This window comes from Flexithrix dorotheae DSM 6795 (assembly GCF_000379765.1).
Taxonomy (GTDB): Bacteria; Bacteroidota; Bacteroidia; order Cytophagales; family Flammeovirgaceae; genus Flexithrix; species Flexithrix dorotheae.
Genome location: NZ_KB903465.1, coordinates 41,397 through 63,792, shown reverse-complemented (window position 1 = coordinate 63,792; position 22,396 = coordinate 41,397). Strand labels below are relative to the sequence as shown.

General features: G+C 38.8%; 19 protein-coding genes. 18 read left to right on the top strand and 1 reads right to left on the bottom strand.

The window, feature by feature from the left end:
* The first annotated feature begins 8 nt into the window (after nt 1–8).
* The 10 genes from A3EM_RS0127060 to ftsZ all read left to right on the top strand — a co-directional run bounded on the left by A3EM_RS0127060 (nt 9) and on the right by ftsZ (nt 14,245).
* Nucleotides 9–2,108 carry a penicillin-binding protein gene (locus A3EM_RS0127060; RefSeq protein WP_020531380.1) on the top strand — a complete coding sequence of 700 codons (2,100 nt, stop codon included), beginning with the start codon at nt 9–11 and terminating at the stop codon, nt 2,106–2,108.
* 178 nt (nt 2,109–2,286) lie between these two features.
* Complete coding sequence (locus tag A3EM_RS0127055; RefSeq protein WP_026210631.1) at nt 2,287–3,744, top strand: UDP-N-acetylmuramoyl-L-alanyl-D-glutamate--2,6-diaminopimelate ligase; 1,458 nt, start codon at nt 2,287–2,289, stop codon at nt 3,742–3,744.
* 133 nt (nt 3,745–3,877) lie between these two features.
* A complete protein-coding gene (gene mraY, locus A3EM_RS0127050; RefSeq protein ID WP_020531378.1) occupies nt 3,878–5,089 on the top strand; it encodes a phospho-N-acetylmuramoyl-pentapeptide-transferase in 1,212 nt (403 codons plus the stop codon).
* 260 nt (nt 5,090–5,349) lie between these two features.
* Nucleotides 5,350–6,735, top strand: coding sequence for a UDP-N-acetylmuramoyl-L-alanine--D-glutamate ligase (gene murD / locus A3EM_RS0127040; protein WP_020531376.1), 1,386 nt, complete (start codon nt 5,350–5,352; stop codon nt 6,733–6,735).
* A 5-nt stretch (nt 6,736–6,740) separates the two neighbouring features.
* Nucleotides 6,741–7,946 carry an FtsW/RodA/SpoVE family cell cycle protein gene (locus A3EM_RS0127035; protein WP_020531375.1) on the top strand — a complete coding sequence of 402 codons (1,206 nt, stop codon included), beginning with the start codon at nt 6,741–6,743 and terminating at the stop codon, nt 7,944–7,946.
* Between the two features lie 21 nt (nt 7,947–7,967).
* Complete coding sequence (gene murG / locus A3EM_RS0127030) at nt 7,968–9,080, top strand: undecaprenyldiphospho-muramoylpentapeptide beta-N-acetylglucosaminyltransferase (RefSeq protein WP_020531374.1); 1,113 nt, start codon at nt 7,968–7,970, stop codon at nt 9,078–9,080.
* A 105-nt stretch (nt 9,081–9,185) separates the two neighbouring features.
* Entirely contained in the window at nt 9,186–10,592 is a 1,407-nt protein-coding gene (murC, locus tag A3EM_RS0127025; RefSeq protein ID WP_026210630.1) for a UDP-N-acetylmuramate--L-alanine ligase, read from the top strand.
* Nucleotides 10,589–11,350: a cell division protein FtsQ/DivIB gene (locus A3EM_RS0127020; protein WP_020531372.1), complete on the top strand. Its 762-nt coding sequence runs from the start codon at nt 10,589–10,591 to the stop codon at nt 11,348–11,350. The genes murC and A3EM_RS0127020 overlap by 4 nt, the downstream gene beginning before the upstream one ends.
* A gap of 91 nt (nt 11,351–11,441) precedes the next feature.
* Nucleotides 11,442–12,740, top strand: coding sequence for a cell division protein FtsA (gene ftsA, locus A3EM_RS0127015; protein ID WP_020531371.1), 1,299 nt, complete (start codon nt 11,442–11,444; stop codon nt 12,738–12,740).
* 74 nt (nt 12,741–12,814) lie between these two features.
* Nucleotides 12,815–14,245 (top strand): cell division protein FtsZ, encoded by a 1,431-nt coding sequence (ftsZ, locus tag A3EM_RS0127010; protein ID WP_020531370.1) that lies wholly within the window; start codon nt 12,815–12,817, stop codon nt 14,243–14,245.
* Nucleotides 14,246–14,436: 191 nt separating this feature from the next.
* On the opposite strand, the gene A3EM_RS0127005 is transcribed toward ftsZ, so the two are convergent.
* A complete protein-coding gene (locus A3EM_RS0127005) occupies nt 14,437–14,958 on the bottom strand; it encodes an OmpH/Skp family outer membrane protein (protein WP_020531369.1) in 522 nt (173 codons plus the stop codon).
* 213 nt (nt 14,959–15,171) lie between these two features.
* Here A3EM_RS0127005 and A3EM_RS43815 point away from each other — a divergent pair, with 213 nt between their 5' ends.
* The 8 genes from A3EM_RS43815 (at nt 15,172) to A3EM_RS47165 (ending at nt 22,354) form a co-directional block, all read left to right on the top strand.
* Nucleotides 15,172–17,328, top strand: a complete 2,157-nt coding sequence (locus A3EM_RS43815) for a hypothetical protein (protein WP_020531368.1) — start codon at nt 15,172–15,174, stop codon at nt 17,326–17,328.
* Nucleotides 17,329–17,343: 15 nt separating this feature from the next.
* The gene (locus tag A3EM_RS0126995; RefSeq protein WP_020531367.1) at nt 17,344–18,084 is read left to right on the top strand and encodes a sulfotransferase family protein; all 741 of its coding nucleotides are present in this window, start codon (nt 17,344–17,346) and stop codon (nt 18,082–18,084) included.
* Between the two features lie 63 nt (nt 18,085–18,147).
* Complete coding sequence (locus tag A3EM_RS0126990) at nt 18,148–18,792, top strand: macro domain-containing protein (RefSeq protein WP_044240033.1); 645 nt, start codon at nt 18,148–18,150, stop codon at nt 18,790–18,792.
* Between the two features lie 18 nt (nt 18,793–18,810).
* The gene (locus tag A3EM_RS0126985) at nt 18,811–19,383 is read left to right on the top strand and encodes a Crp/Fnr family transcriptional regulator (RefSeq protein WP_020531365.1); all 573 of its coding nucleotides are present in this window, start codon (nt 18,811–18,813) and stop codon (nt 19,381–19,383) included.
* 75 nt (nt 19,384–19,458) lie between these two features.
* Nucleotides 19,459–19,986 carry a DinB family protein gene (locus A3EM_RS0126980; RefSeq protein ID WP_020531364.1) on the top strand — a complete coding sequence of 176 codons (528 nt, stop codon included), beginning with the start codon at nt 19,459–19,461 and terminating at the stop codon, nt 19,984–19,986.
* Nucleotides 19,987–20,170: 184 nt separating this feature from the next.
* Nucleotides 20,171–20,527, top strand: a complete 357-nt coding sequence (locus tag A3EM_RS0126975; protein WP_211212020.1) for a TfoX/Sxy family protein — start codon at nt 20,171–20,173, stop codon at nt 20,525–20,527.
* Between the two features lie 162 nt (nt 20,528–20,689).
* A complete protein-coding gene (locus A3EM_RS0126970; RefSeq protein WP_020531362.1) occupies nt 20,690–21,610 on the top strand; it encodes a nucleoside hydrolase in 921 nt (306 codons plus the stop codon).
* 105 nt (nt 21,611–21,715) lie between these two features.
* Nucleotides 21,716–22,354 (top strand): hypothetical protein, encoded by a 639-nt coding sequence (locus tag A3EM_RS47165; protein ID WP_044239966.1) that lies wholly within the window; start codon nt 21,716–21,718, stop codon nt 22,352–22,354.
* Nucleotides 22,355–22,396 lie beyond the last annotated feature (42 nt).

The window sequence follows — 22,396 nt, the reverse complement described above, 5'->3', positions numbered from 1 at the left end:
GAAGACCAATGGGAATCAGGAAATCCATATTAGTAAGAGTCAGGCTGGCCTTTTTATCGGTTGTGCTTCTTGCGGCCATTATTCTGGTAAAAATATTTGATATCCAAGTAGTGGAAGATGAGAAATGGCAAAAAGCAGCAACTGAATATGGTTTGAAGTTCATGAAAGTAGAGGCTTCCAGGGGAAATATTGTTTCCGATGATGGTAGTCTGCTTGCTACTTCATTGCCATTTTTCAGGGTGGCACTTGATCCATCTATTCCCACTGATGAACTATTTAACAGCACAGTAGATACACTTTCATTTTTACTGGCAGAATATTTTGAAGACAAAACTGCTGAAGAATATGCAGAAGAATTGAAATCGGCCAGGGAAAGTGGAAAAAGGTATAAATTATTAAGTAAAAAACATGTGAAATACCATCATAAAAAAATGATGGAAGAATGGCCTTTATTCAGAGAGGGAAAATGGTATGGTGGGGTGATCTTCGAAAAAGTAGATAAAAGATTTTTGCCATTTGGTTCTCTTGGAAGAAGAACGATAGGCCACATCCGACTGGATTCGGCTAATGAAGTGAAAGGTGTTGGTCTGGAAAAAAGTTTCAATAGTAAACTGGCCGGAATTAGCGGAGAAGCTTTATACCAGAAAATACCCGGTGGGGACTGGAAGCCTGTAAATAATGACTGGGAAGTGAAAACGGAGAATGGTCTTGATATTGAAACTACCTTAAATATTGGTTTTCAGGAACATACCACCAGGATTATGGAAAAGGCTTTAAAGCGGCACAATGCAAAATATGGATCAGCCATTGTGATGGAAGTAGAGACGGGGGAAATTAAAGCCATGGTAAACCTGAGTAAACATGGAAGAAATTATATTGAAGATTATAATTATGCCATTGGACCTCAGGGAACTACCGAGCCGGGTTCCACCTTTAAACTGGCTTCCTTTATGGCGCTTTTGGAAGAAACCAATATTTCCATTGATGATACGGTAAACGCTCACGATGGAAAGTTTGAGTTTTATGAGGATTGTGTGATGAAAGATGCTGTTTATTATGGATATGGCAAAATTCCGATTAGAACTGTATTTGAGAAATCATCCAATATAGGTACTTCCAGATTGGTTTTTCTGCATTTTAATGATAAACCAAACAAGTATCTGAATTATCTGGATAAATTTGGACTGACCAGTAACATGAATTTCCAGATGGTGGGAGAAGGAGTGCCCTATGTGAATAAGCCAGGGGAACAGGGATGGAGTGGTTGTTCTTTGCCTTGGTTATCCATTGGATATGAGGTGAAATTATCTCCACTTCAATTGTTGAGTTTTTACAATGCAGTGGCCAATAATGGTAAACTGATTTCTCCTATTATTGTCAGGAAGGTATATAGTGGGAATAAAGTTATTGAAGAATATCAGTCGGAAGTTTTAAATGAAAAAATTTGCTCTGATAATACTTTAAAGATTGTAAGGGAGCTTTTGGAAGGTGTGGTAAAAAGAGGAACAGCCAAAGAAATAAAGACTCCGGAATATACTATTGCTGGGAAAACAGGGACTACCCATAAGTTGAAAAATGGGCAGTATGTAGATAGTTATTATACTTCATTTGCTGGTTATTTCCCGGCTGATAATCCGAAGTACAGCATTTTGGTAGCCATTGATGATCCTAAAAATGGAGCTCATTATGGAGGTGAAGTAGCTGCTCCGATATTTAGGGAAATTGCAGATTTGCTTTTTATTCAGGGAGTGGAGCAAACATTGCCAGATACCTTAATTGCAGATGGCGTTTTCCCATTAATCAGGGCTGGTAAATATGAGGATTTGGAGCTGTTAACGGAGCAGTTTAACTTAAAAAGTGTTTCTTATAATACCACCAGCTGGGTAAAATCAGGAACTTCTGGCGATACCATACAGTGGCATAGTAATCCGGTAGATCAGGGACAGGTGCCCAATGTAGTAGGCATGACTTTGAAAGATGCTTTGTATTTGTTGGAAAACCAGGGATTGAAAGTAAAATCGAGGGGAACTGGCAGGGTGCAGAGGCAATCTCTTAAACCCGGAGGAAAAGCCAGGAAAGGTGGGGTGATTTATATTAGTTTAGGTTAGAATTTTTTAATTTACAACAATAGGGTAGGAGGGGAGAATAGTGAAATCACTTAAAGTATTACTTTAAGGTTGATAAAAAAAGGCAAAATGAAAAGTTTTGATTTTTGCCACAACTGACTGTAAATGAGATGAAAATTCTCATGAATTAGTACTGGAATTTCAAAAATAAATCAAGATCATTAAAAGACTAAAATCCATATTAGGGACTTACCCAAGTATATCCACAAAGGGACAGCTGGACATGGAAATCAACCAAATTCAGTTTGATTCCAGGGCGGTTGAGCATGGAGATATGTTTGTAGCGGTGGTCGGGGTTACCGTAGATGGACACAGGTTTATTGATCAGGCTATTGCCAGCGGGGCAAAAGTGATTGTTTGTGAAGTTCTTCCGGAAGTGGTCTCCGATGAAATTACTTATCTGATTGTTGATAATTCTGCAGAGGCTTTGGGGGTTTATGCCAATAACTTTTTCGATGAACCTTCCAAAAAATTAAAACTGGTAGGGATCACCGGCACAAATGGGAAAACCACCACTGCAACTATTTTGCATGAGCTTTTTCAGCATTTAGGTTACCAGGTAGGGCTTTTATCTACCATAGAAAATAAGATCAACCACAAAATATTAGATACCAAATTTACTACACCAGATGCTTTAACAATTAACCGTCTTTTGGATGAAATGGTAGAAGAGGGATGCGATTTCTGTTTCATGGAAGTGAGTTCTCACGCCATTGAGCAGGGAAGAGTTTCAGGGTTGCATTTTGAAGGGGCTGTTTTTTCCAATATCACTCATGATCATCTGGATTATCACAAGACTTTTGATAATTACATCAGGGCAAAAAAGAAGTTGTTCGACAATTTGCCCAAGACCTCTTTTGCCCTTACCAATAAGGATGACAAGCGGGGTATGGTGATGTTGCAAAACTGTTTGGCAAATAAGAACACATATGCCTTAAATACCATGGCAGATTTCAGGGCCAGGCTGGTGGATAATTCTTTTGAAGGATTGCTTTTGGAGATTGATAATAAGGAAGTTTGGTTTAGGCTAACCGGAGCTTTTAATGCCTATAATCTTTTGGCTATTTATGCCACATCGGTGTTACTTGGGGAAAATGAAGAAGAGGTACTAAAATATTTGTCGATGATTCAGCCGGCTAAGGGCCGCTTCGAACAAATTGTTTCAAAAGATAATATCAGAGCAATTGTGGATTATGCGCATACGCCCGATGCTTTGAAAAACGTACTGGAAACCATTCGTGAGATCAGGGTTCCCGGGGAAAATATCATTACCCTGGTAGGCTGTGGCGGGGACAGAGATGCGGAAAAAAGGCCAAAAATGGCGGCTATAGCTGCCAAACTGAGTGATAAAGTGGTGTTGACATCGGATAATCCGAGAAGTGAAGATCCTGAAAAAATTATTGAGGATATGAAGAAGGGAATCGATATCAGCAATGCAAGGAAATGCCTGAGTATTACGGACCGAAGAGAGGCTATAAGAACGGCCTGTATGCTGGCCGGGCCGGGTGATATTGTTTTGGTCGCTGGAAAAGGTCATGAGGATTACCAGGAAATTAAAGGAGTAAGACATCCTTTTGACGATAAAAAAATATTGGAAGAAATATTAATTGGAGCTTAAATAATAAATAGTGGATGGAAGGAGAAAGTAGTGTTTAATAAACCTGTTTTCTTGATTTTTTGAAATGAATGAAACTAACAATTTTTTACTGACTGACAAAAACAGGTTTTTTAACTTAATTATTTAAGACAAAGTGCTTTATTACCTTTTTGAATTTTTAGACGAACACTTCGACTTTGCCGGATCAGGATTGTTCCAATACATATCCTTCAGGGCATTGATGACAGCCGGATTTTCCCTGCTTTTTGCAGCCATTTTCGGTAAAAGAATTATCAGATTTCTGCAAAAGAAACAAGTTGGAGAGACTATAAGAGATTTGGGTCTGGAAGGGCAAATGGAGAAAAGGGGAACGCCAACAATGGGTGGATTGATCATTATAGCCACTATTCTGATCCCAGTATTCCTGTTTGCCGATTTACTGAATGTGTATATCGTGCTGCTAATTATTGCCACAGTCTGGATGGGACTGATCGGGTTTATTGATGATTATATAAAAATCTTTAAAAAGAATAAAGAGGGACTGAAAGGCAGGTTTAAAATTGCCGGTCAGATTGGATTGGGAATCATTGTGGGTGTCACTTTATACTACCACAGTGAAGTTGTGGTCCGGGATTTTAAAGTGGATGTAAATAGACAAACTATTGAGCAGGCTTTGGAGCCTTCCAATTATGAAGATGTAAAATCTACACAAACCACCATTCCTTTTGTAAAGAACAATGAGTTGGATTATGCCAATTTTGTTCCTTTCGATTTTTTAACGCCAGTGCTTTACATTCTGATTGTGATTTTTATTATCACTGCAGTGTCGAATGGAGCGAATATTACTGATGGAATTGATGGGCTGGCAGCTGGAATTTCAGCCATTATTGGGGCAACTTTGGCGGTGTTGGCTTATGTTTCTGGTAATGCCATTTTTGCCAATTACCTCAATATTATGTTCATCCCAAACATGGGAGAGGTGGTGATTTTTTGTATGGCATTTGTCGGAGCCTGCATCGGGTTTATGTGGTACAATTCTTACCCGGCCCAGGTTTTTATGGGAGATACCGGAAGTCTGGTGCTTGGGGCAGTAATTGCAGTTTTGGCCCTTGTCATTAGAAAAGAATTATTAATTCCGTTGCTATGCGGAGTGTTTTTAGTGGAAAACCTTTCTGTAATGTTGCAGGTGGGGTATTTCAAATATACCAGGAAAAAGTATGGTGAAGGAAGAAGGATATTTTTAATGTCTCCGCTTCATCACCATTACCAAAAGAAAAATATACACGAAGCAAAAATTGTAACCAGGTTTTGGATAATGGGTTTGTTACTCGCCATTGCCACACTGGCTACATTAAAGGTAAGATAAAAATTTAAACCAAAATATTTTCCGAGGGAGTTTCCCTCAAGCTTTACAATTAGACCGATTTGCTTTAACAATTGACCAAATAAAAATTTTAATCAGAAATAACTAAAAATTGTTTGTCACAACTTCTTGTTTGCAGGTGAAATAATGCTCAATTCAAACAAGTTGGATGACTTCTTTTTAAACTACCAAATTCAGGCTTTAATGATTGAACCAATTTATTAAAAAACACAATTAGTCCATTAAACTGATTCATTTCTGCAATGAAAGAAAAGGTAATCATATTGGGTGCAGGAGAAAGTGGGGTTGGAGCAGCCATACTTGCCCTCAAAAAAGGCTACGAAGTATTCGTGTCTGATGGTGGGAAGATTGCCTCAAAATTTCAGCAGGAATTGGTGGACAACAAGATTAAGTTTGAAGAAGGAAAACATAGTGAGGAGATAATTCTCAGTGCGGATGAAGTGATAAAAAGTCCTGGAATTCCTGAAAAAGCGGAAATTATTCAAAAGCTTAGGAAAAAGGGCATTAAAATAAGTTCTGAGATTGACTTTGCAAGTCGCTTTACCAAAGGGAAAGTGATTGCCATTACCGGGACTAATGGAAAAACTACTACCACATTATTAACTTATCATTTATTAAAAAATGCGGGTTTGGATGTGGCTATTGGTGGTAATATAGGGGAGAGTTTTGCCAGAAAGCTGGCAGAAAAGGATTACGATTATTTTGTGTTGGAAATAAGTAGTTTTCAACTGGATGATATCCATGGTTTCAGGCCAAATATCGCCATGCTGTTGAATATCACTCCGGATCATCTGGACCGATATGAGGACAAAATAGAAAACTATGCAGCTGCCAAATTCAGGATAATTGAAAACATGGCAGAAGGGGATACTTTTATCTACAATGCGGATGATGAGAATATCGCCAGGGAAATAAACAGGAGGGACACTGGAAGTTTCTGGACTGAGACTTTTTCCGGAGCCTTTCTGGTGAATGGAGAACTGAATATTCCGGCTTTCTTTTCACCATTATTTGATGAACCAGAAGCCAGGGAAAAGCAGGTGATTTATCGTGAATTGCCCTTGAAAGGAAAGCACAATGCCCTGAATATGTCTGCTGCGATAATTGCCGCCATGCGGGTAGGGCTGGAACAGGATAAAATTAAAGAAGGATTAAAAACCTTTAAAAATGCTCCACACAGGTTGGAGGAAGTAGCTGTAATTAATAATGTAATTTTTATAAATGATTCTAAAGCGACAAATGTTGATTCTACAATTTATGCACTCGATGCCTATGAAAACCCAATTATTTGGATAGTCGGAGGAACCGATAAGGGAAACGACTACGGACCAATTAAGGAGCTGGTTGAGCAGAAGGTAAAAGGAATTATCTGCCTTGGGGTGGATAATGAAAAACTGAACAGGGAATTTGGAGAAACAACCAGCTTCTTTTATGAAACCCAGGATGTGAATGATGCGGTCATGAAAGCCTATCATTTTGCGGAGAAAGGAGATTTAGTTTTGCTTTCTCCTGCCTGTGCAAGTTTCGATTTGTTTAAAAATTACGAAGACAGGGGAAACCAGTTTAAGGAAGCTGTCAGGAAAAATATTAGTGGATTACGAATGAATGTAGCATTCGGAAAAAGTTAAAAATAATGGAGAATAATCAAACTCAAAGCGGATACATACTGCAACATTTGGAGGGAGACAAAATCATATGGATGGTAACCATTATTTTGTCTCTGGTGAGTATTTTGGTGGTGTACAGTGCCACTGGGAATCTGGCCTACAGACTTGCTGATGGAAATACAGAGCATTTTTTAATGAAGCATACTGTACTCATTCTTTTGGCTTTTGGCGCAATGTTCATCTGCCACCGGATCGATTACCGGTATTATTCAAGGCTTTCCAGATATGCACTATTGGCTTCTGTGCCTTTATTAATTTTTGCATGGCAGTTTGGTGATACCATCAATGGAGCTACCAGATGGGTAACTATTCCCTTTATCGATTATTCTTTTCAGCCTTCGGATTTTGCCAAGCTGGCCTTAATTTCCAATGTGGCCAGTATGCTTTCCAAAAGGCAATTGAGTATTAAAGAATATCAAAAAGCAATTAGTCCATTATTAATCTGGGTAGGGATTGTTTGTGGGCTAATCGGTTTGTCAGATTTATCGAGTGCTGCCTTACTTTTTATGACCTGTTCTCTTCTACTTTTCATAGGAAGAGTACCTGTGAAATATTTGGGAATGATGATGATTGTTGGGGCGATGGCAGGCGCTTTTGCTTTTACTTTCGGACAAAGGGGAAGTACAGGAGCTAGCAGGTTGACCTCCTATATGAATGACGGAGCAAAATCTTTTCAGGCTGAGCAGTCAATAATTGCCATTAACTCAGGAGGAATTGCCGGAAAAGGACCGGGGAAAAGTACACAAAGGAATTTTTTACCACACCCTTATTCTGATTTTATTTTTGCAATTATTGTGGAGGAATATGGCCTTTTAGGGGCACTCGCAATTATCGGAGCCTACCTGACCTTGCTCTATCGGGGCATGTTGGTGGTAGGGAAGTCCAGTCGGGCGTTTGGAGGCTTGCTGGTTGCAGGACTTACTTTTAGTCTTATTGTTCAGGCTTTTGTGCACATGGGTGTGGTGGTTGGAGTTTTCCCCATCACAGGTTTACCCCTTCCACTTTTAAGTATGGGGGGAACTTCTCTGGTATTTACCGGAGTAACCATGGGAATGATATTAAGTGTGAGCCGGGCGGTGGAGATGGATGAGGAAGGAGGAGATTTGGTAAAAAGAGGAAATTCAAGGAAAAGAGAAAAGAAGCCTGTGTTTGCTTCTAATGCTGTAGGATAAAAAATAAAGTAAAGAAAATAAATGTCATCTAAAAAGGATCATATCAGGGTAATTATTAGTGGTGGAGGCACTGGAGGCCATATCTACCCAGCTATTGCCATAGCAGATGCCTTAAAGGAAATAGATGACAAAACAGAAATCCTATTTGTGGGGGCCGAAGGGAAAATGGAGATGGAAAAAGTACCACAGGCTGGATATGAAATTATTGGCTTGGGGATTACGGGCATCCAAAGAAGGCTTACTTTGAGTAACCTGATGTTTCCTATAAAACTTTTAAAAAGTTTAGCTAAGGCTTCGAAAATTATAAAAGAATTTCAGCCTGATGTAGTGGTGGGAGTAGGTGGTTATGCCAGTGGTCCTTTACTGAAAAGTGCAGAAAGGAAAAAAGTACCTGCCTTAATTCAGGAGCAAAATGGCTATGCCGGATTGACAAACAAATGGCTGGCAGGAAAGGCGGATAAGATTTGTGTGGCTTATAACGGGATGGAGAAATATTTCCCCAAGGATAAAATCATCTTTACCGGAAATCCGGTGAGAAAAGATATTTCCAAACTGGAAGATGTGAAGGCAGAAGCTTACCTCCATTTCGGTTTGGATGCGGGGAAAAAAACACTTTTGGTTGTAGGAGGAAGTCTTGGGGCTTTAACCCTCAATGAAAGTGTAATTGGAGGGATAGATAAACTGCTGGAAGAAGGTTTTCAGATTATCTGGCAAACAGGGAAATATTATTATGAAAGTATGAAATCGCGATTAGGGGAAGAGAAAAGGGAAGGCCTTTGGTTTAATGCTTTTATCAATAGAATGGATCTGGCGTATGCCTGTGCGGATGTGGTGATTTCAAGGGCTGGAGCACTGAGTATTTCTGAAATTTGCCTGGTAGGAAAACCTGTGATATTAGTTCCTTCTCCAAATGTGGCTGAGGATCATCAGACTAAAAATGCCATGGCATTGGTAAAGGAGGATGCAGCCATCATGATAAAGGATAATGAAGCCAGGGAAAAGTTAATTGATGAAGCCATTCTGTTGTTGGGAAATGGTGAAAAGCAGGAGGAACTGGCCAAAAATATTAAGCTTTTGGGTAAACCGGAAGCTGCAAAAAAAATTGCAGAAGAAGTGATAAAACTGGCAGGATAGCAGGAGATGGGAAATTGGTTTTATCCGATTGTCGATAGACTGTAAAATACCCTAACTAACATAAAAAGAGGAATTGTAAAAATTAAACAGAAAATCCATTTGGCGATGGAAAAAGAACTTCACAACATAACACATGTATTTCTTGTCGGTGTCGGTGGCATCGGGATGAGTGCTCTTGCCCGCTGGTTTGCTGCTCATGGTAAGCTGGTAAGTGGTTATGATAAAACTGAAACCCCTCTAACAAATACTTTAGGGACAGAAGGAATTCAGATTCATTACAAAGATGATCCTGATCTGATTACGGATGATATAAAAAGTGCAAAAGATGAAACTTTAGTCATATATACTCCAGCAGTTCCCAAGGATCATAAAGAACTGAATTACTTTATGGATAATGGGTATTGGGTGATGAAAAGGTCAGCAGTGTTAGGATTAATTTCCAAAGAGAATTTTTGCATTGCTGTAGCCGGAACACATGGGAAAACAACAACTTCTTCCATGCTGGCACATATTCTTAAGGAAACCGGGCAGACTTGTTCTGCATTTTTAGGAGGAATTGCCAAAAATTTTGATTCCAATTTATTACTGAATGAGTCGGATGAAGAAAATAATATTCTGGTGGTGGAGGCGGATGAATACGACAGGTCATTCCTGACTTTAAATCCGGATATTGCTATCGTGACTGCCATAGAACCAGACCATTTGGATATTTATGGCGATGAGGAGAATCTAAAAGAATCTTTCGTGCAGTTTCTTGGGCAATTGAAGGAAGAGGGGCAATTGTTCATCAATATGGGAGTGGGTAAAAAACTATTGAAAGGGCTGGAAGATAAGATAAGTATTAAAACTTATGGCATAGAAACAGGTGATTATTGTGCAGAAAATATCAGGATAGAGGGTTCCAGTTTTGTTTTTGACCTTAGTTCTACTTCGGAAAGCGATTCTATGGATACTATTTATGATATCAAACTGAATATTCCGGGATATCATAATGTGGAAAATATGGCTGCCGCAATTTCTACTTGTTTAAGTGTTGGCCTAAAGCCAGATGAGATTAAAGCAGCAGTGGCCACTTATTCCGGAGTAAAAAGAAGGTTTGAGTACATCATTAATGAAAAGAATAAAATATTTATAGATGATTATGCCCACCATCCAACTGAGGTGGAGGCTTTGCTGAGATCGGTGAAATCACTGTATCCAAAAAGAAAAATTACAGCTGTTTTTCAACCGCATCTTTTTTCCAGAACCCGGGATTTTGCCACAGATTTTGGTGAAAAACTTTCTCTGGCAGATCAGGTAGTGTTGATGGATATATACCCGGCCAGAGAGCTGCCTATTGAAGGAGTAACTTCTCAGATTATTTTGGATAAAATAAAAGTAAAAGATAAGTGGCTTGTGAAAGAGGAGGATTTAGAGGATAAAATTAAAGCCCTTAATCCGGAGGTTTTACTGACCATCGGTGCAGGAGATATTGACAGGTTTGTTGGACCTTTTAAAAAGATATTGGAATGAAGAAATTCAAACTTAACTCAACCTTAAATATAATGCTGGGAGTAGTATTACTGCTGGTATTGGTAAGTTTCATTGGGGTGAAATTCTATTCTTTTTCCAATGAAAATATCGTCATCAATATTGACGATAAAAATGGGAATTATTTTGTGAGTACGGAGGATGTGGAAAAGATTATTGAAGACTTGAAAGTAAAACATCCCACCTCCAACAGATTGAAAAGTATTGACCTGAAAACCATTGAAAATGCATTAAAGTCAATTGATTTTGTATTGGATGCTCAGGTTTCCAGAGATTTGAAAGGAAACATCATTATTGATATAGAACAGCATAAACCGATTGCCCGGATTATGACCGATAATGGGGAAGGCGCTTATATCAATGAATCGAATCAATTGCTTGACCTTTCAGATAATTATGCGGCAAGAGTGATGTTGGTGACGGGAAGTGGAGCGGATAGTTTGATGAGTAATGAATTTTTGAATTCCTATTACGGGAAGAAGATTTGCAAATTTATCAAACATCTGAATTACGATGAATTCTGGAAGGCTCAGGTGGCGCAGTTGGATTTTGATGAGGAGCTGGAAATTAAACTTTATCCTCAGGTAGGAATACAGGTTTTTGAGTTTGGATCGGCTGAAAATTATGAAGCCAAACTGAATAAGATGGAAATATTTTACAATGAAATTGTTCCCAAAAAAGGTTGGGGAGAATATAAATTGGTTAAGTTACAATATAACGGGCAAATAGTCTGTCGGTAAGGTGATATGACTGTAAACAAACAATCAACTAATTAACAAATCAAGTGTACGGCTTGGTTACAAAAACAAATCATTTTTAATAGTTAATGTCATGCAAGAAGAAAAAATAGTTGTTGGGGTTGATATCGGAACAACGAAAATTTGTGCCATTGTAGGCAGGCTGAATGAATTCGGCAAATTGGAAATTTTAGGTTTGGGCAAAGCGATCTCGGACGGGGTGAAAGAGGGAACTGTCAGGAATATCGGGAAGACAGTTGCAGGGATCAACCAGGCCATTAAAGATGCTGCTGAATCTTCCAAAATTAATATCAATGTAGTGAATGTGGGTATTGCCGGAAAGCATATCAAAAGCACTGAACACCATGGCAGCATTACCAGAAAGTCGAATGATGATGAAATTACCCAGGACGATGTAAACAGGCTAACCAATGATATGTACCGAATTGTAACAGAACCCGGTGCAGAAATTATCCATGTAATGCCTCAACAGTACACTGTAGATTTTGAAGAAAATATAAAAGATCCTGTTGGGATGTCGGGTGTGAAACTGGAAGCAGATTTTCATATCATTACCGCCCACACCAATGCGATCCGAAATATCAAAAAGTGTGTGGAAAAAGCATCACTTGATATTGACAATATGATACTTGAACCGTTGGCATCGAGTATTTCAGTCTTGAGTGAAGAAGAAAAAGAAGCAGGAATTGTTCTGGTGGATATTGGAGGTGGTACAACAGATGTGGCCATTTTCTATGACGGAACCATAAGACATACTGCTGTCATTCCTTTCGGAGGAAATATTATTACAAGCGACATCAAACAAGGATGTTCGGTAATGCAAAATCAGGCAGAACAGCTTAAAGTAAAATTTGGAAAGGCACTGGCTGAAGAAGCCAATGAGAATGAGGTTGTATCCATTCCCGGCTTAAGAAACCGGCCTCCAAAAGAGATTTCCATTAAAAACCTGGCTTATATAATCGAAGCCAGAATGGAAGAGATTATTGATCTGATCATGTTGGAAATTGAGCGATCGGGATACCAGAATAAACTGGCAGGTGGAATTGTAATCACTGGTGGTGGTTCCATGCTCAAGAATTTGAAACAGCTGTTTGAATACAAAACTGGCCTGGATGCCAGAGTGGGTTATCCGAATGAGCACCTTGGAAAGAGCTTTATTGAGGAAATTAAAAATCCACTATATTCTACAGCTATTGGTTTAGTGCTGGCTGGTTTAAGAAATGACGAAACAGAGAAAGACAGAGGATTAGTAGGTGGGTTGAAACACAGTGCTAAAGCTTCATCAGGTGGTGGAGGTGACTTCTTTGGAAACATTCTCAAAAAGACCAAGGAATTGTTAATAGATGATTTTGATGATAAATCAGCTTATTAATGATTTCCCCTAACACTAAATAAATGACCAACTATTAAAAGAGATCTTATTATTAATCAATAAAATATTTAAAAATGTCAGATACAAGTTACGAATTTTCGATCAGTCCTTCAGCAGAAGGCAATATTATAAAAGTAATTGGAGTAGGTGGTGGCGGAAGCAATGCCGTAAACCATATGTACAAGCAGGGGATTCAAGGTGTTGATTTTTATGTATGCAACACCGATAAGCAGGCACTGGAGTGCAGCCCTGTAAATAATAAAATGCAGATCGGTTCTAAACTTACTGAAGGACTTGGTGCAGGAGCCAATCCGGACGTAGGGAAGAATGCTGCTGTGGAAAGCAAAGAGGAAATCAGGAAAATGTTGGAGGATGGTACCAAAATGGTGTTCATTACTGCTGGTATGGGTGGTGGAACCGGTACTGGTGCTGCTCCCGTAATTGCCGAAGTGGCAAAAGATCTTGGAATCCTAACGGTAGCCATCGTTACCCGGCCATTTGGTTTTGAAGGAAAACCTAAAGCCAGAAGGGCAGATACCGGAATTGAGGAATTGAAACAGCATTGTGATACTGTATTGGTAATTCTGAATGATAAACTGAGGGAAGTTTATGGAAAATCAACCATGAAAGAAGCTTTCTCTCAGGCAGATAATGTATTGAGCAGAGGTTCTAAATCTATTGCCGAAATCATCACTGTTGCCGGTAATATTAACGTGGATTTTGAGGACGTAAGAACAGTAATGAAAGATTCTGGTGCAGCCGTAATGGGATCAGCTACTACTGAAGGAGAAAACAGGGCCAGAAGAGCTGCTGAAGGAGCCATTACCAGTCCATTGTTGAATAACACCAATATTTATGGAGCGAAGTATATCCTGCTAAGTATTGTAGTAGGGGATGAGGACGATTTCCAAATGGATGAATTGGAAGAAATCACAGAATATGTGCAGGAGCAGGCTGGGGAAGATGCTGAAATCATTTTCGGTCAGGCAAATGATGAGTCACTTGGAAAATCGATTAACGTGACCATAATTGCTACGGGTTTTGATGAAGATGAGCAAAAAGATACCAAAAAAGTTTTTGACCTGGAATCTAATAAACTAAAGATGCAGGTGAGAAACAGTAAAGAGGATTTTTTTGATAAGCAGGACGAAGAGGAGGATGATGATTTAGAAATGTTACTCAAGAAAAAAGCTCAGCAGGATAAAATTGTTTTTGAGCTGGAAGGAAATTATGAAATAGTGCATGAAGAGACCGAAGAGGAGAAAAAAAAAAGGTTAGAAGCTCAATATCAAGCTAGAAGAGAGAGACTGGAAAAATTGAAGTCGGTTGGTGAAATGTCAAACGATGAATTGAAAAACAAACAGGAAACTCCGGCTTATATGAGAAAAGGTGTTCAACTGAATATTTTACCTCATTCTTCGGAATCGAATGTTTCCAGATTCAGATTGGATGAAAACAATGAGATTCTGGGAGATAACAAATTTTTACACGATAATGTAGATTAAGCGGGAAGAGTTGGCTAGAACCAACCCCCCATTTGTATCTGCATTTCATGGGTGAGGGATTTTCCTTACAAATTCCCCTCCCACTTAAGATTTGATTTATTTTTGAACCAAGTGATTTAGCCCGTAGCTATTAGTTACGGGCTATTTTTTGTTAAACTGATATTAGTTAACATGTACGCCTGAAAAATATTTTACTGCATGGACAAGCCATTCTGTTGTTGAATTCTGCCAATTACCATAGGTGTAATGTCATTTTCCCCATTGCTGTACAGTACAGCACCTTTTGGAATCACCATGGAATATCCTTCGGCTATTGATATTTCATTTACAGCCTGTTGAATTTTTATTAAATAGGCCTGCTCCAATTCCTCCAGCTTCACTATAAGATCCATTTTTGCCTTTTGCTCATATTCCTGAAGCAGAGTGCCATAATCTATAATTTCTTGTCTTTTTTTATCAATCTGGGCACTTGTCCAGTTTTCTGCATTTTGTTCAAATTCCTGAACCATCACTTCAAGTTCCTGCTCTTTTTCCTTTAAAATGCTTTCGTATTGTTTAGAGAATGTTTCAAGTCTGGCTTTTTGTGCCTCCAAATCAGGCATTGCTTGTAAAACCTGATCTATATCCACATACGCTATTTTTTGCTCTTGTGCGAAAATGTCGGTGAATCCTAAAAGAAGTGCAAATAATATGGATAATTTCAATGCTTTCATGATTTTTATAATTTAGGTTTTGTTTTTTGTTTTTGTATGATCCAAAGATGATGGGATAGGTACCAGGAAAATAATGCAAAGAAGTAGAAGGGAATTTTATGGGCGTGAAAGGGAATATTTATAAATATGAATGAAACTTCACAGATTCTTTTGTAAACAATATATCTTGGTTTAATTTCAAAACCAGAAGATTAATAATCTGAATTTAATTAGATGAAAAAATATATTTTTTATTATTATATCATTTTACCCGCTTTGGTTTTGTTTGGCCATTTTGCTTCCGGGCAGGAAAATGAAAAAGAACTAACCTGGCCCCGGGAGATATCTACCAAAGTGGGCACCATAACACTATATCAGCCTCAGCTGGAGACATTTGAAAAGAATATTCTGAGTGGCAGAATGGCCTTATCCATAAAGCCTCCCGAAGAAGAGATGATGTTTGGCGCTTTTTGGTTTAAAGCCAGGTTAGCCACCGATATCGAAACCAGAACAGCCCGATTGGAGGAATTTACAGTGGACCAAACCAAGTTTGCTGATCTTGATGAAGAGGAAGTGCAGCGATTAAGTGAATTCCTGAAAAAAAAGTTTGAAAGTGCAGAACTTGAAATGTCACTTGATAGAATTACGGCAAGTCTGGAAAGTGTGGCCCAGGATAAACAGTTTGCCGATAGTTTCCAGAATGACCCGCCAGAAATTTATTTCCGGACAAATGCAACTGTTTTGATTTATATTGATGGTGAACCTATATTAAAAAATGTAGAAAATTCGGAATTTGATTATGTGGTAAATACCCCATTTTTTCTGGTAAAGGACAAAAAAGATGATTACTACCTAAAAGGAGGTAAATTCTGGTGGACATCAAAGGAAATTACGAAAGGCTGGAAGGAAACAGGCCAAGTTTCCAGGGATTTGGAAAAATTGGCGAAAGATGCCATTCCCGAAGATGATAATGTGGTGGACTCGGCCATGCTGGAACTGAAAGAAGCTCCGGAAATTATTGTTTCAACAGTTCCTGCAGAATTAATCCTTTCAGATGGAGACCCCTCCTATGCACCCATTCAGGGAACGTCTCTACTATATGTTACCAATTCTGAGAGTGATATTATTATGCATATCGATTCCCAGGAACATTACATTTTGTTAGCCGGGAGGTGGTACAGCTCCAAAACGTTGCAGGATGGTGATTGGAAGTTTAAAGAACCCACCGATTTGCCGGAGGAATTTCAAAAAATTCCGGTTGAGTCCGATATTGCCGATGTCCGTACCAGTGTGCCAGGAACAGAAGAAGCTAAAGATGCCATGCTGGGCCAAAGTATTCCACAAACCGCAACAGTTGACCGGAAAACAGCCACAGTAGAAGTGCAGTATGATGGGAACCCTGAGTTTAAGAAAATAGATGGCACAAAAGTTTCCTCTGCAGTAAATGCAGATAAAACGGTGTTGTTAATTGAAAAGAAATACTATGTAGTGGATGATGGAATTTGGTTTGTATCCGACAAGGCTACTGGCCCCTGGGAAGTAAGTGTTATCCGGCCAGATGAAGTGGATGATATCCCGCCAAGCTCCCCTGCTTATAATGTGAAGTATGTTTATGTATATGATTATACCCCAAGTGTGGTTTATGTGGGCTATTTACCCGGATATACCTGGTCTTATATGTATGGGGGAGTGGTGGTATACGGAACGGGTTATTATTATCCGCCATGGTACAGTACCTATTATTACCCAAGACCAGTTACTTATGGTTTTAGTGTACACTATAACCCCTGGACTGGCTGGGGATTTTCTTTTGGATTCAGCTATGGGTGGTTTAGCGCAGGATGGCACCGACCTTATTACGGATGGTGGGGACCATGCGGTTATAGATATGGTTACCGACATGGTTATTATCATGGCTATCACCACGGATACAGGCATGGGTATCATCATGGATACAGAGCAGGATATAGGGCAGGGCAGAGACAGGCTTACCGTAATGTTTACAGAAACAGAAATAATGGTGTGAAATCGACCGGAAGAGTAAATCATACCGCCTCAGGAAATGCTTTAAAGGCCCGTCCTTCTCAAAGGCCGAATAATGTATATTCCGATAGGAATGGAAATGTTTACCAAAGGGATAATAAGGGAAACTGGCAACCGAAATCAAATTATAATCGAAAAAGTACCCAGCCATCCACCCGACCCAATCAGGGAAATCAAAATAGAACAAAACCTCAGACCAGCCCTTCCACCAGGCCTTCAAATCCTCCTTCCAATATGAATAGGGATTATAATAATAGATACAGAGGCACTAATAATTATAATAACTACCAGCGTCAGCGTACAGTACCGAGAAGCAGGCCTTCCGGTGGAGGAAGAAGAAGATTTTAGACCAATAAAAATGTTATGTTAGAAAAGATAAGCAATGTAATGGTACTGGGATGCGGAAGAAGTGGTACCTCAATATTTGGAGAACTGTTTGAACATATCCCCCAATTTACTTACTACAGTGAACCACCTTACCAGGATTTAAAAAACTTTGATTACAGCCAGCCCATTGCCATAAAGGTACCCAATGAAAGTCCCGGATTTATTTCCACTCCTGGCCTGTCTTTTCCACTAGATGATTTTAAGAATGCCTTTCCAGCACCGAGACAGTTGTATTGGATTGTCAGGCATCCGTTAGATGCGATTTGCTCTTTGAGAATTGGTATATCCAAAAACTGGGGACACCACCCAAGGCCTGCGGACTGGCAAAACTGGCTTTCCCGACCTGTACTGGAGCAATGTGCTCATCATTGGAATTACCTCAACACAGTAGGTTATAGTCAGGTAAAAGATATGGTTAAAGTGGTCCATTTTGAGGATATGCTAAATGAACCCTTAAAGTTTGCTCAATCCATCGCCAGGGATATAGGTTTGGATTCGAAGGCAAATGAGAAGGCCTTAGCTGATTGGGCGAATCGTGTCCAGAACACCAATAATGAAAAATTTATTGAAGCTAAAACTTCCAGAGCATATTCCAGAAAGGACCATAACGTAAGAATTTCGCGCTGGAAAGAAAATCTGACCACCCAGGAAGTGCAGCAAATTAAGCCAATAATAGCCGAAGGGGCAGGGATTTTTGGGTATGGTATTTCATTTTAGTAGAGGATTATTAAAAAATATTAATTAGAGATGTTTACTCGCTTTATTGGTAAAATATCTAAAATGAAGAATAAAAAGCTTAAAGCCTTTGGCGATTCTCTAAGGGCAAATGACTTTAGAATTACTTTGTGTGATCAAAATTTAGAAATTGCGGAAACATTGGCTGAAGCTTTTTCTGAAATTGAAGAAGTTGAAGTGATGCAGGGTAATATATTGAATATATGGGCTGATGCAATTGTTAGTCCGGCAAATAGTTTTGGTGATATGAGTGGAGGGTTAGATAAAATAATTGATGATTTTTATAAAGGCAAAGCTCAAAAGCAATTACAAACTAAGATCAACGAAGACTATCTAGGAGAACTTCCAGTTGGTCAGGCTATTACCTTAAAAATGGATAGTCTCCAATTTCCAAATATTATTGTTGCTCCAACAATGAGAATTCCCGGAAATGTAAAGGGTACACTCAATGCTTATTTAGCTATGCGGGCTATTTTGGTTGAATTGATCCGGTTAAATAAAAAGGGAAATGAAAATATTAGAAATATCGTAGTTCCCAGTCTATGTACCGGTGTGGGAAGAGTACCGTATAAGGAAGCTGCAGAACAAATGCTAACTGCATATAAAAATATTATGCTTAGTGGATGGATGGAAATTAAACATCCTGCAATGGCTCCTTATGCTTTAAGGAAACAAAGCATTATTGATTAAAAAAATTACTCCCAAAAATTGAATAAAATTAAAAATTACCTCATTTCCACATTTCTGCTGGAGGAAAAAGAAGCTGATATTTTCCTGTCTGTTTTTACCCGGATGGAGCTGAAAAAGAATGAAGTTTTTGTGTCATTGGGGAAGGTTTGCAATAAGGTTGGTCTGATTGAGCAGGGTTTGATGATTTGTGCCTATCAAAAAGATGGGGAGGATATTATTGATGAATTTGCCTATGAGCCCGGATTTGTCACTAATTATTTTAGCTTTCTTACCCAATCTCCCTCAGAAAAAGAAATCAGATGTATTGAAGATACTGTTGTTTATGTGGCGCACCGGGAAGGATTGGAAAAAATCGGAATGGAATATCCTTTTGTAGAAAGTATGGCCCGACTCATTAACGAAAATTTGTTTTTAAATGGACATGAAAGAGTTAAATCATTTCTGTTGGACAATGCTCAGGAAAGGTATCTGAAATTGATTGGGGAAAGGAAAGATTTAATGCAACGAATTCCCCAGTATTGTGCCGCTTCCTATCTTCGGGTAAAACCAGAAACCATCAGCCGGATCAGAAAGAAAATCAGCCGGGATTAGTTTATTGATTTAGGTCAAGAAATTTGGCTTGAGGAAATTCTAGTTTTGAATTTTGTTCAACTAAAATCCAAAACTATGAATACGGTAAAACTTTTAGCCAGTCAAACAGAAGATGCATATCAGTGGGCCAATAAATTAATTGAAACTATTCCCGAAGAGAAATGGAATTTTACACCAGAAGGCCTGGAAACAAACCTGACCTGGCAAACGGGACATTTATTAATGAGCTTTTATTTTCATGCTATTATGGTGATTTCCGGACATCAAATGGATATTATCAAACAGATTCCTTTAAAAGAGTACGATCTGTATTTTACCAGAGGATATCCCCAAAATATTGTGGGAAAGGTAAAACCTGATGTCTTAAAAAGCCAGTTTTTGTTCATGCAAAAAAGATCATTAGAGGAAATAAATAGCCTTTCAGAAACTGATTTGAAATCCAGCTTACATCACACAGAAGTGCCTCATCCCATTGCCAATACCAAATTTGAAGCACTAGACTGGAACATCAAACACACCATGTGGCATTGTGGGCAAATCGGAATATTAAAGCGAATGATCAATGGCAGATATGATTTTGGTTTGAAAAAAGCGGATAACTAAGCACCAGTGCTCCACACCGGGTACTCCATACCGGGTACTCCACACCGGGTACTATTATTTCTGAGACAAAGTAATCTTTCTGTCAGTATTTTAGGGCAAAATAATACACGATTAATTTTAAGTTACTACTTAAAATTACCATTTCCCCTTTTTAGTTTTTGAATCAAAAATTTGTAATTTGATTTTGGAACAAAAGAAAAGTGCTATGCCTGTAAGTGAAGATTATTTAAATTATATCAAAGATCAGTTGGAGGGAGTTGGGGAGGTGGAGATCAAAAGAATGTTTGGTGGAGTCGGACTATTCCATGGAGGATTAATGTTCGGCAAAATCGGTGACGATGTATTTAGACTAAAAGTGGATGAAACCAATCAGGCTGATTATGAAGCAAGAGGAATGAAACCCTTTTATTCTGAAACAAAAAAGAAAGGAATGCCTTATTGGGAAGTGCCTGCTGATGTGATTGAAAATAAAGAGGAGTTGGCGAAATGGGTGGCCAAATCTTTTGAGGTGGCGGAGAGGGCAGGGAAAAAGAAAAAGTAAGCCAAAATTTCTGGAATAGCTGAGAATTGAAGTATTCAAAGATTTAATTGCCGGGTCTGAAGTGATTTGACAGAGATATTTTTAGATTTGGGAAATATCCAATTTGCTTTTCAATCTATGAGGGGCTTTGGTGTAATATTAAAATTTTGAATACTTAAACTTATGCAAACCCTTAATGCCTTACTTATTACCATAATTTGCCTATTCACAGTAGCTTTTAACACTAATAAGGCTACAGCCCAGCAGAAAAAAAGAATAATTCTCGATGCAGATACCGGGAATGAGGTGGATGATTTATATGCGATTTCCCGGGCACTGATTGAGCCATCATGGGATATTCTTGCCCTCAATGCTACCCAGTGGCAAACCAGTCACTGGACAGTTCCTGAGTCCATGGAAAATAGCCACCGGTTAAATGGTGTGATTCTGGGACATTTAGGGATGCAGGTGAAAAGATGCAGGGGCGGAGCTGCCCGGATGTTCGACTGGGGAGATATGGCCCGCCACTCTGCTGCGGCATATGAAATCATCAAGCAAGCAAAAAATACCCCAGAAGGAGAAAAATTGACTGTAATTGCGCTTGGCGCATTAACCAATGTAGCTTCTGCCATATATATTGATCCTGAAATAGAGTCAAAAATTGCTTTGTACTGGTTGGGTTCAAGCTATGATTTTGAAAAGGGTATTTTAAAGAAAAATGATTTCAATTGTGTGATGGATGTACAGGCTTTGGAAATTATGCTGATGTCTAAGGTAGAAATGCATGTGATTCCCGTGAATGTAGCCAGTGCCATGACATTCAATTTTGAGGAGACCAAATCGAAATTAATGGATAAGCATCCTTTAGGAAATTATTTAGTGGAAAGATGGGAGCAACATCTCGATGGTTCCAGAAAGGAGAGGACTATCTGGGATTTGGGTATTATTGGTGCGGTGTTAAATCCGGAGTGGGTAGAGGAAGTGGAAATCACTACTTCAAAGGATAATGGAAACAGAAAGGTTTTTTATTATAAATCCGTACAGGCAGATAAAATGAGGACTGATTTTTTTGAGAAGTTATTGGCTTTTTTTGAGAAGAATTAACCTTTTATTTTTGATAAATGGGAATTATTCGGGATAAAATTTTTGAGCTTTTATGTAAGAATTTTAACTGAGGTCCTACCAATAACCTGAACTAAAAACCAAAAAATGAGAAAGATTATGCCTTATAAAACCAGCCGCAATGCTTTATTAGCATTGGATAATGGAGGAAGGTTTTATAATATTTTTACCAAAGCTAATGATGGAAATATTTCCGCTGCCGAACTGGCCAAAGTAGCCGGAGTATTGGGTGACAGGCAAAAGATGATTTTATATCTGGAAATGTCTATCATTAATTTAGAGGAAAAGGCAAGACAAGAAGTTTACGCCAGGCTCTCTGATCAATTAAAATCATCACTTGAAAAATATATTCCTCAGCATTTCGTGCCTTCCGAGGCTAAGGAAAAAGCCTTAACCGGTTCAAATGCAGTGATTACTGGTATTCCGGAATTTGTTGAATCTAAAACTGATTTTGCTGGTTTTGTGATGGTGCCGATCAGCACTGGAAAGTCAATGTCCTTTATCATGGTGCCGATAATGGATCAGTACAATATTTACAAACTTAGGGACAAGGCCACCGATGAGGAGTTTTTTATTGCACATGACAGATCCTCATTTAAATTTCCCGAAAAGACCATGCGGTTTGGCGGGGTGATTAAGGAACTTCAGCAGGACAAAGAGAAAAAAGATAATGATTCCCCACAAAAGTTTTTGGAAATCTATTATTATACGGAATTGAGTATGTAGGGAACCTGGTTTCAAATACATTCTGCCTGATTAATAAAGCCA

Excerpts from the sequence above, each read along its gene's own strand:
- A3EM_RS0127060 (WP_020531380.1), top strand. The coding sequence starts at position 9 with ATGGGAATCAGGAAATCCATATTAGTAAGAGTCAGGCTGGCCTTTTTA.
- A3EM_RS0127005 (WP_020531369.1), bottom strand. The coding sequence starts at position 14,958 with ATGAAAGCATTGAAATTATCCATATTATTTGCACTTCTTTTAGGATTC.
- murG (WP_020531374.1), top strand. The coding sequence starts at position 7,968 with ATGTCATCTAAAAAGGATCATATCAGGGTAATTATTAGTGGTGGAGGC.
- ftsA (WP_020531371.1), top strand. The coding sequence starts at position 11,442 with ATGCAAGAAGAAAAAATAGTTGTTGGGGTTGATATCGGAACAACGAAA.
- A3EM_RS0126970 (WP_020531362.1), top strand. The coding sequence starts at position 20,690 with ATGCAAACCCTTAATGCCTTACTTATTACCATAATTTGCCTATTCACA.
- A3EM_RS43815 (WP_020531368.1), top strand. The coding sequence starts at position 15,172 with ATGAAAAAATATATTTTTTATTATTATATCATTTTACCCGCTTTGGTT.
- A3EM_RS0127035 (WP_020531375.1), top strand. The coding sequence starts at position 6,741 with ATGGAGAATAATCAAACTCAAAGCGGATACATACTGCAACATTTGGAG.
- A3EM_RS0126995 (WP_020531367.1), top strand. The coding sequence starts at position 17,344 with ATGTTAGAAAAGATAAGCAATGTAATGGTACTGGGATGCGGAAGAAGT.
- A3EM_RS0126990 (WP_044240033.1), top strand. The coding sequence starts at position 18,148 with ATGAAGAATAAAAAGCTTAAAGCCTTTGGCGATTCTCTAAGGGCAAAT.
- A3EM_RS47165 (WP_044239966.1), top strand. The coding sequence starts at position 21,716 with ATGAGAAAGATTATGCCTTATAAAACCAGCCGCAATGCTTTATTAGCA.
- murC (WP_026210630.1), top strand. The coding sequence starts at position 9,186 with ATGGAAAAAGAACTTCACAACATAACACATGTATTTCTTGTCGGTGTC.
- ftsZ (WP_020531370.1), top strand. The coding sequence starts at position 12,815 with ATGTCAGATACAAGTTACGAATTTTCGATCAGTCCTTCAGCAGAAGGC.
- murD (WP_020531376.1), top strand. The coding sequence starts at position 5,350 with ATGAAAGAAAAGGTAATCATATTGGGTGCAGGAGAAAGTGGGGTTGGA.
- A3EM_RS0127020 (WP_020531372.1), top strand. The coding sequence starts at position 10,589 with ATGAAGAAATTCAAACTTAACTCAACCTTAAATATAATGCTGGGAGTA.
- A3EM_RS0126980 (WP_020531364.1), top strand. The coding sequence starts at position 19,459 with ATGAATACGGTAAAACTTTTAGCCAGTCAAACAGAAGATGCATATCAG.